The organism is Streptococcus sp. 2022WUSS037, from assembly GCF_044427225.1.
In the GTDB taxonomy this organism is placed as follows: domain Bacteria; phylum Bacillota; class Bacilli; order Lactobacillales; family Streptococcaceae; genus Streptococcus.
Genome location: NZ_JAOTGJ010000024.1, coordinates 26,755 through 33,810 on the forward strand (window position 1 = coordinate 26,755; position 7,056 = coordinate 33,810).

The window sequence follows — 7,056 nt, forward strand, 5'->3', positions numbered from 1 at the left end:
TAAAAGAAAGCGAGAATTACTCACTTTCTACCAATAATTCATCTTGCTTCTTCAATCGACTGGCAACCCATTCACGAACCAGGCGGTAGACAACCGCAAAAATTGGGGTAAAGAAGACCATACCAAGTAGGCCAAACAAATTACCACCAATCAAGGCTGCGGCTAGGGTAAAGAGGGTCGGAAGTCCAACTGATTGACCAACCACGCGCGGATAGATAACATTTCCTTCTATCAGCTGAATAATCTGGAAAAGGGCGATAGACCAGAGTGCCAAGAGCGGATTTTGTACCGCCACAAAGAGAGCACTAATCAGACACGCTGAAAATGGACCGATATAAGGTACAAATGATAGGACCCCAGCCAAAATACCAGCCATGCTGGCATAAGGAATTCCTGAGAGCGAATAACTAACAAAGACAAGTGTCCCAATGATACATGCCTCAACAATCTGACTCATCAAGAATCGGTCATAGGTATCAACAATAACTTCTCCAATATAATTCACTACTCTGACAGCCTTCTCCGGCAAGGTAGCCTGCAAGAACTTTCTTGTCATCGCCTGCAAGTGTTCCTTGCTCCCTAAAATCGCTAGAGTGAAGAAGAAAGCCATTATCAACGTCATAGTGTTCGAAAAAATCCCCGTCACATTGGACACCAAGCCAGATAAAATCGGTGTGACCAAACTTGAAATAAGTGTTAAATTCTTCAACTGATCCAAAAAGCTGGCAATCTGGTCTCCGATTTGTCCCGACAAAAGACCATTTGATTCAAGAAAATTAGTTAGGGCATTTACCGATTTTGGAATGGCTGTGCTACTAACCGAAACCAGTTCTGAAACAGTCGTCACCAATGTAGGAAGAACAATCACCACCAGTCCTGTCACAATTAAAGCAAATCCAATTAATACTCCAACAATTGCCAAAGACCGCTTGGATTTCTTTAAAAAAGAAATCTTTTCAAACTGATCTTCTAATTTTTTCATGGGAACATTGAGAATAAAGGCAAAAATAGCTCCAATAAAAAGCGAGTTCATACTGCCTAGTAATTGTTGAATAGCCCCATAAATACTTGACCAGTTGAGAACAGCTAACAATGTCGCTCCAGATAAGAGTATCAATATGACTTTTTCTTTAAATGATGTATTCATAACTTTTCCATTCTTACTTATTGGCTATTATTTTATCACACGCTTATAGAAAAAGAAAGAGGGAAAGCTTCCCTCTTCTCTACTCTAAATCAATCGCGCATGGCATATCCGACACCACGAACCGTTTTTATATATGAATCTTGATGTGGCAAATCCAGTTTACCACGTAGATAGCGAATATATACATCAACAACATTGGTCTCAGAAGCCGCTTCATATTTCCAAACACGCTCAAGAAGTTGTTCTCGACTAACAGGCTCTGGGCTATTCATTAAGGTCGCCAACAGATCATACTCTCGGCGGGTCAAATTAATCAATTCATCACCTCGAGTCACTGTTCGATTTTGAAAATCAACCTTCAAATCACGATAGGCCGCATGCATGTGAACCTGCTTACAGTTATTGTCAATAAAGTCACGACCACGAAAAATCGCAGAGATTTGCTCCACTAAATCACTGATGACAAAGGGCTTCACTACGTAGGAAACAGCATAAGAGAGGACTTCTTCCCCATACTGACTAACTTCTGTCGGCTCAACTACCACAATCATGACCGTGGCTGGTTTTATCGCTAATAGTTCTGCAGCCAATTCCTTGCTGGACATGTCTGAAAGCTGAAAACTCATCAGAATCAAGTCAAAATCCGTTTCATGTGCCAAGGCCATAGCCTCTTTCCCTGTTGATGCATAATCAACAAGATAGTCTTTTTTCTGCAATTCCATGGAAACAAAATGCGAGAGATTGCGTTCTTTACCAGCAATCAAAATTTTCTTAGCCATTGTCCATCCTTTTCTATTCTTTCAAATGGTGTAGGAATCGTATTATGACTAGAAAGAAGGGCGCTTCCACGCCCATCTTTTCTATTTTGATTCGCTATACCAGTCGTAATGGAAGATTCCTTCTTTATCTTTACGGTTATAAGTGTGAGCACCAAAGTAGTCACGTTGTGCTTGAATCAAGTTCGCTGGCAAGTTTTCAGCACGGTAGCTATCGAAATAGGTAATAGCTGCTGAGAATGTTGGTACAGGAACTCCTGCTTGAACTGCCAAGGCAACAACATCACGAACTGCCTGTTGATACTTAGCTGTTACATCAAGGAAGTACTCATCCAAGAGCAAGTTTGCCAAGTCTTCATCACGTCCGTAGGCATCTGTGATTTTTTGCAAGAAGCGAGCGCGGATGATACAACCTGCACGCCAGATTTTTGCGATTTCACCAAATGGCAAGTTCCAGTTGTTTTCTTTTGATGCTACACGCAACTGTGCAAAACCTTGTGCATAAGACATGATTTTTGAGAAGTAAAGGGCTTGACGGATTTTTTCAACCAATTCAGCCTTGTCTCCTTCGTAGGTAAATGGAACTGGTTTTGGAAGAACCTTGCTTGCTGCCACACGCTCATCTTTGTAAGTTGAGATATAGCGAGCAAATACAGATTCTGTAATCAATGACAGTGGCACACCCAAGTCAAGTGATGATTGGCTTGTCCATTTACCAGTACCCTTGTTACCAGCAGCATCCATGATGTAGTCAACGATCGGGCCATCTTGACCTTGATCGTCTTTACGTTTCAAAATATCTGCTGTGATTTCAATCAAGTAGCTATCCAATTCGCCTTTGTTCCACTCAGTAAAGATGTCAGCCATTTCATCCACTGACAAACCGAGTAAGTGTTGCATGAGGTCATAAGACTCCGCAATCAATTGCATGTCGCCATACTCGATACCGTTGTGTACCATTTTTACGTAGTGACCAGCTCCATCTGGACCGATATAAGTCACACATGGTGCTCCATCTTCTGGTGCTTTTGCTGAAATTTCTTCCAAGACATCTGCCACCAATTCGTAAGCTTCTTTCTGACCACCAGGCATGATAGATGGACCTTCAAGGGCTCCTTTTTCACCACCAGATACACCTGTACCGATGAAGTTAATACCTGAGTTTGCCAATTCTTTTGAACGACGGATAGTGTCTTCGTAGAAAGTATTACCACCATCGATTAAGATGTCACCTTCATCCAAGTGTGGCAAAAGCGCTTGAATGGTTGCATCTGTACCAGGACCAGCTTGAACCATAAGCATGATGCGACGTGGTTTTTCGATAGATGCCACAAAGCTTTCCACATCGTAACTTGGTACCAAGTTTTTACCTGGATTGCTTGCAACAACATCTTCTGTTTTATCAGCAGAGCGGTTGTAAATAGCTACTGAATAGCCACGTGATTCAACGTTAAGCGCAAGGTTGCGGCCCATAACGGCCATCCCTACAACACCAAAATTTGCTTTAGTCATTTGTTTACTCCTCTAATTTGTATCTCTTTTATTATACACCGAAAGCTTAAAATTGACAAGAATTTTCAGATAATTTAACTATCTTGCCAATCTGAGTTAGTCCTCGTCGCCAAATAAGCCTTGTAATTGGGCAAAAGGACTATTGGCTTCTTTTTTCTCTTGAGCTTTTTGTTGAAAATCTTCCTCAGTCATTAAAGCCCAAGCTTGACCTGAAGGCAGGTCAGTGCCAGCTTCTTCTTCGGGTGTCAAAACCTTTATCGGAATGGCTAAAAGAATATTGTCCGCCACACTTTCCTCAAGGACAATGTGGTCATCTTCTACTACCAGCACCATATCCTCATCAATCAAATCTTGTTCTTTAAGAACTGCTTCATTGGCAACAAAGAGTTCATTGACGTTTTGGACCTCATGCAAAACAACTGGTTGCAGAGAACGACTGGATGCCAAGGTAATATCATAAGTCATCTGATAGTCCAAGAAAAAGAAACCTGATTCAAAGCGGATATTTCCAGTGACTTGGACTGGCGACAAGCCTAGAACTTCACCATTTCGAGCCTGCAATTCTTCCTGTAAATCCAAGGTTTTATCAAAGGAGATTCCATCTGGATTTTTCTGAATATCGTAAATATGAAACATTGTATTCCCCTATTCAGCTAGTTCTGTAATATAGTTATAGACTTCTTGTCCAGCAACTGCACCATTTCCTACTGCCGTTGCAATCTGACGAAGTTGATTTTGACGAATATCACCGATGGCATAGATGCCTGATTGAGTCGTTTCCATCTTTTCATTAGTGATAACCCAACCAGCTTCGTCTGTAATTCCTAGGTCCGCAACTGTATCAGTCATCGGATCCAGACCGACATAGATAAAGACACCACCGAAATCAAGTTCACTGACTTCTTCAGTTTTCACATTTTTGATAACCACGCTTTGTACACGTAAGTCATCACCCTTGATTTCTTCGACTACACTATCCCAGATGAAGTTAATTTTTTCATTGGCAAAGGCGCGGTCTTGGATGACTTTTTGAGCACGAAGCTGATCACGGCGGTGAACAATTGTCACAGACTCCGCAAATTGTGTCAAGAAGAGAGCTTCTTCGACCGCAGAATCTCCACCACCGACAACCAAGAGTTTTTGTCCACGGAAGAAGGCACCGTCACAGACTGCACAATACGAGACACCGCGGCTATTGTAAGTATCCTCACCTGGAATACCTAACAAGCGATGTTTTGCCCCCATGGCTAGAACGACTGTCTTTGTCTCCAAAACACCATCCTCAGTGATCACTTTCTTAATTTGTCCTTCTTCCTCAATACGGACTAGGGTGCCAAAAATATGGTCCACACCGAATTTTTCCAAGGGTTCAAACATTTTTTCAGCCAAGGCTGGACCTGAAATATGGTCATAGCCTGGATAGTTTTCAATTTCCGCGGTATTGTTCATCTGACCACCATAAATACCACGTTCCAAAAGAGCTACCTTTAAATTACTACGCCCTGCATAAAGAGCTGCAGTCATCCCCGCAGGACCCGCACCAATTACAACTGTATCGTACATATACTTTTTTCCTTCTACGCTTTAAACATTAATAAGATTCCCACTACTCCAAAGGCTGCAATGGGGATTGTCATCACATTAATCATCAACAAATCAAACAAGAAATCTTGTCGTTCTTGCAAGGTTTTATCCACACCCTTTGTCGCACGCCAGATAAACCAGACCAGACTAGAAGTGATAATCAACAAGGAAGCTATTAGCAATCCTTGTAAATAAAAACTGAGAATATTTTGTAACATGGTCTTTTCCAACACTCCTAGAAGGTTTGACGCTTGGCTTTACGTTCTGCACGACCCTTTGCACGCGCTTCAACTCGCTTGGTCTTGCGACGTTTTTCATCAACAGCCCATTGAATTTTCTTCTTGTAGCCTGGTTTGACTTTTTTCTTTTTCTTCTTGACCAAGCCAATCATTTCCAAATCTAGTTTTTCACGAGATTTTTCACGGTTAGCACGGCGGTCACGGTCGTAGGTATCGACAAATTCGCCATTTTTCATTTCTTTTGGCAAGAATTTGATATTGAGTTTTTCTAGCTCTCGAATATCTGCATCATCGCTTGGCTGATAAAGGGTAATGGCAATACCTGATAAACCATTACGACCTGTGCGCCCCACACGGTGAACAAAGAAGGAAAGGTCTTGCGGAATTGCATCATTGATGACATGACTGACGCCCTCAATATCAATCCCACGTGCTGCTAAATCCGTTGCAACAATGTACTGATAGTCCAAGTTCTTCACCTGGTTCATCATCCGCTTGCGCTCACGTGGAGGAATATCCCCATGAATCTTTGCGACACGAAGACCGTTCGCAGTCAAATAGCTATGTAATTCATCTGCACGTGTCTTTGTATTGACAAAAATCATGGCCAAGTAAGGTTGCATGAGCTTGGTTACTTCCAAGATTTGAGCATTACGGTCACGCCCCTTGGTTGAAATCAGCCAGTTTTCAATGGTATCTGAAATGACCGTATGGGTCTTGATTTGTTCCATGACTGGATTGGACAAGTATTTTTTCAAAAACGGTTGGAGTTTCTGCGGAATGGTCGCTGAAAAGACCATAAATTGCAAGTCTTTTGGCAGGCTGCCAGCAATCTTATCAACTGTTTCCAAAAAGCCCATGTCCAAGGTCATATCTGCCTCATCAACCACAAAGGTTTTGGCTTTATGGATAGCAAGGTCACCTGATTTGACCAAATCATAGATACGCCCCGGTGTCCCAACAACAATGTGAGGCTGACTAGCTTGAAGCTTGTCAATTTGACGGTTCTTATCCGTACCGCCAACATAATTGGTCACACGAACTTCGATGTCCGAATGACTAGCCAACTGGCGTGCCGCTCGATAAATCTGAGTAGCCAGTTCACGAGATGGGGCTGTAATAACAGCCTGAACTTGGTCCAATTCCTCATTTAATTTTTGGAAAATAGGGATCAAGAAGGTATGGGTCTTACCCGAACCTGTTTTTGATTCCCCTATCAAGTCTCGCCCTGACAAAACAACAGGAATCAATTTCTCCTGAACTTCTGTCGGCTGGACAAAGTTAATTTCTTTCAAAGCCTCCTGAATATAAGGCTTGAGTTTCATATCTGTAAATTTCATAGTTTCCTCTTTAGTTGTATTTCCCTCTATTATAGCACGATTTAGGTGGACAAGCAAAAAGGACGGATACCCGTCCTAATCAACTCTCGCTTGCTTCAGTAAATTCTGCCTCAATAATTCCAAGTTCCTTCTCTTCTTCCAAACTTGCTTTAAAGGCCTCAGTGAGCTCTAATTCGCCATCAAAATCACCATTTATTTTTTTCACAAATGTGTCTGCCAACATCCCTCCCATGGGCTGGAAGGTAAAATAGGTCAAACCTCCTGAAATCAGACCACCCAAAATAGGGACTGCATTGGCGAACCCACTGAAAAAGTCATCAACTTGATGTCTTTTTTTGCTATACTAGAGTCGAGGTGATTCCTATGCTTGATAATCAAATTCAGTTAGATCTTAGTTCCTATTCTCCCCTGTATGATATTGTTGTTCCCAAAAATCATTTTTTACGGCAGCTAACGGA

8 protein-coding genes are annotated in these 7,056 nt (G+C 41.9%); all 8 read right to left on the reverse strand.

The window, feature by feature from the left end:
• Positions 1-16: 16 nt before the first annotated feature.
• The 8 genes from ODU55_RS08635 to ODU55_RS08670 all read right to left on the reverse strand — a co-directional run bounded on the left by ODU55_RS08635 (position 17) and on the right by ODU55_RS08670 (position 6,854).
• Entirely contained in the window at positions 17-1,147 is a 1,131-nt protein-coding gene (locus tag ODU55_RS08635) for an AI-2E family transporter (protein ID WP_012027644.1), read from the reverse strand.
• An 89-nt stretch (positions 1,148-1,236) separates the two neighbouring features.
• The gene (locus ODU55_RS08640; protein ID WP_032511044.1) at positions 1,237-1,926 is read right to left on the reverse strand and encodes a DNA-binding response regulator; all 690 of its coding nucleotides are present in this window, start codon (positions 1,924-1,926) and stop codon (positions 1,237-1,239) included.
• Positions 1,927-2,007: 81 nt separating this feature from the next.
• Complete coding sequence (gndA, locus tag ODU55_RS08645; protein WP_044781067.1) at positions 2,008-3,435, reverse strand: NADP-dependent phosphogluconate dehydrogenase; 1,428 nt, start codon at positions 3,433-3,435, stop codon at positions 2,008-2,010.
• Between the two features lie 96 nt (positions 3,436-3,531).
• The gene (locus ODU55_RS08650) at positions 3,532-4,071 is read right to left on the reverse strand and encodes a YceD family protein (RefSeq protein ID WP_398582557.1); all 540 of its coding nucleotides are present in this window, start codon (positions 4,069-4,071) and stop codon (positions 3,532-3,534) included.
• A 9-nt stretch (positions 4,072-4,080) separates the two neighbouring features.
• Positions 4,081-4,998 carry a thioredoxin-disulfide reductase gene (gene trxB, locus ODU55_RS08655; protein WP_002942687.1) on the reverse strand — a complete coding sequence of 306 codons (918 nt, stop codon included), beginning with the start codon at positions 4,996-4,998 and terminating at the stop codon, positions 4,081-4,083.
• A 14-nt stretch (positions 4,999-5,012) separates the two neighbouring features.
• Positions 5,013-5,237 carry a DUF4059 family protein gene (locus tag ODU55_RS08660; protein ID WP_002936682.1) on the reverse strand — a complete coding sequence of 75 codons (225 nt, stop codon included), beginning with the start codon at positions 5,235-5,237 and terminating at the stop codon, positions 5,013-5,015.
• A 17-nt stretch (positions 5,238-5,254) separates the two neighbouring features.
• Positions 5,255-6,598: a DEAD/DEAH box helicase gene (locus ODU55_RS08665; protein ID WP_398582558.1), complete on the reverse strand. Its 1,344-nt coding sequence runs from the start codon at positions 6,596-6,598 to the stop codon at positions 5,255-5,257.
• Between the two features lie 79 nt (positions 6,599-6,677).
• On the reverse strand, positions 6,678-6,854 hold the full coding sequence (locus tag ODU55_RS08670; RefSeq protein WP_237699840.1) for a hypothetical protein: 177 nt from the start codon (positions 6,852-6,854) through the stop codon (positions 6,678-6,680).
• Positions 6,855-7,056 lie beyond the last annotated feature (202 nt).

What these genes read in the sequence shown, in the direction of transcription:
- ODU55_RS08635 (WP_012027644.1), bottom strand. Translation starts at nt 1,147, where the DNA reads ATGAATACATCATTTAAAGAAAAAGTCATATTGATACTCTTATCTGGA.
- ODU55_RS08640 (WP_032511044.1), bottom strand. Translation starts at nt 1,926, where the DNA reads ATGGCTAAGAAAATTTTGATTGCTGGTAAAGAACGCAATCTCTCGCAT.
- gndA (WP_044781067.1), bottom strand. Translation starts at nt 3,435, where the DNA reads ATGACTAAAGCAAATTTTGGTGTTGTAGGGATGGCCGTTATGGGCCGC.
- ODU55_RS08650 (WP_398582557.1), bottom strand. Translation starts at nt 4,071, where the DNA reads ATGTTTCATATTTACGATATTCAGAAAAATCCAGATGGAATCTCCTTT.
- trxB (WP_002942687.1), bottom strand. Translation starts at nt 4,998, where the DNA reads ATGTACGATACAGTTGTAATTGGTGCGGGTCCTGCGGGGATGACTGCA.
- ODU55_RS08660 (WP_002936682.1), bottom strand. Translation starts at nt 5,237, where the DNA reads ATGTTACAAAATATTCTCAGTTTTTATTTACAAGGATTGCTAATAGCT.
- ODU55_RS08665 (WP_398582558.1), bottom strand. Translation starts at nt 6,598, where the DNA reads ATGAAATTTACAGATATGAAACTCAAGCCTTATATTCAGGAGGCTTTG.